Here is a 1499-nt window from a genome sequence, read left to right on the forward strand (position 1 = left end):
AACCGTACACACCTTCCGGCTTTCCGTTTCGCACCCGGCGACTCAGAAAACAATACACGCCCCACACCCCCAACGCAAATCCACCCCAACAACCCCCAAACACACCCCCAACAACCCGCGCCAGCCCGCCGTCGGGCATTACTCCGTTCGTTCATCAATCTGGCCAACGTGACCACTTCCGATGACGACCGTGCACACTGGTGGGAGGATGGGACGCATGGAATTGCACATCACAGGAGATGCCGCCGCCGATCAGCTGTTAAGTGACGATGCGTTCGCATTGCTGACCGGAATGTTGCTCGATCAACAGGTAACCATGGAGTCGGCGTTTGCCGGTCCGGAAAAGATCCGCACGCGCCTTGGATCACTGGATCCTGGAACGATCGCGGACTACGACCCCGCAGGCTTCGTGGAGGTATTCAAAGAACGCCCCGCCGTGCATCGCTTCCCAGGCTCCATGGCCGGCCGGGTCCAAGCCCTCGCCGAAACAGTACACCGGGATTGGAACGGCGACGCTGCGGCAATCTGGACCAGCGGCAACCCCGACGGTGCTGAGGTACTGCGCCGGCTCAAGGCCTTGCCTGGGTTCGGAGAGCAGAAAGCGAAAATCTTCCTGGCCCTCCTCGGTAAGCAATGCGGCCTTCAAGCCAACGGGTGGCGGGAAGCAGCTGGGCACTACGGCGAAGAGGGCTCATACCTCTCTGTTGCCGACATCGTGGATCCCGATTCCCTGGTCAAAGTTCGCGCCAGCAAACAAGCGGCCAAGGCAGCCGCGAAGGCTTCTAAGACAACGAGCGCCTAATCACGCCAGCATTCGCGCGTAGCTATCGCGCGATCATGCGAGGCTTTTCCAATTCCTCCAGCTTTTCCACAGAGGTGGATTGGGGACTGATGCGAGATTGTGCGTGCTGGAAGAGTATTTTCCATGGACGGGATTGGGGAGCATCAAGAAGCCACAGTCGTTTCTGATGCGCCTGGGCCTGGGACGGGCATTTCCATCGGCTCCGGGGCGGAGGGCTTGGACGTTCAGGCTTTGCTGGCCAGATTGGGCTCTTTCCGGTTAAGCAATGACGGTGCTGCCTTGATTGATCAGATTCGCGGCCTGGAGGACGTGAAGTCAGCGATCGCCGCCCTGCAGACAAGAGCATCGGTGGCGTTGGACCAAGCGCAACACCGAGAACAAGCCTCTGCAGGTATCTCCTCCTCCGCGGAGCAGGGTCAGAGTGTCAGCGCGCAGATCGTGCCTCCCCTGATCACCGGGCCCTCCCAAGCGGGCGCGACAAGTTGAGTGAACAGGTTAACGACTGAAGGCCTCCACGGTGGTGGAGGCCTTCGTCTTTGATTCACGGTTGGCAGGCCTCTGGTCGGAGACGCTTGTTCATGCCTTTTGTTGTGTTGCTTAAATGGGAGACCCCCCGTCCCGGTGTGGGTTGGGGGGTCTCGACCTAATGTGTGTCCGGCGGTGTCCTACTCTCCCACACCCTCCCGGGTGCAGTACC

At 60.1% G+C, this 1499-nt stretch carries 2 protein-coding genes; both read left to right on the forward strand.

The window, feature by feature from the left end; translation table 11 throughout:
* The first annotated feature begins 208 nt into the window (after positions 1-208).
* Positions 209-802 carry an HhH-GPD-type base excision DNA repair protein gene (locus tag ABIE18_RS22060; RefSeq protein WP_499724650.1) on the forward strand — a complete coding sequence of 198 codons (594 nt, stop codon included), beginning with the start codon at positions 209-211 and terminating at the stop codon, positions 800-802.
* A 123-nt stretch (positions 803-925) separates the two neighbouring features.
* Positions 926-1288 (forward strand): hypothetical protein, encoded by a 363-nt coding sequence (locus ABIE18_RS22065; RefSeq protein WP_499724651.1) that lies wholly within the window; start codon positions 926-928, stop codon positions 1286-1288.
* The last annotated feature ends 211 nt before the right edge of the window (positions 1289-1499 follow it).

Origin of the sequence: Arthrobacter sp. 2762 (genome assembly GCF_040548745.1) — a bacterium.
In the GTDB taxonomy this organism is placed as follows: Bacteria; Actinomycetota; Actinomycetes; order Actinomycetales; family Micrococcaceae; genus Arthrobacter.

What these genes read in the sequence shown, in the direction of transcription:
- ABIE18_RS22060 (WP_499724650.1), top strand. Translation starts at nt 209, where the DNA reads ATGGGACGCATGGAATTGCACATCACAGGAGATGCCGCCGCCGATCAG.
- ABIE18_RS22065 (WP_499724651.1), top strand. Translation starts at nt 926, where the DNA reads ATGGACGGGATTGGGGAGCATCAAGAAGCCACAGTCGTTTCTGATGCG.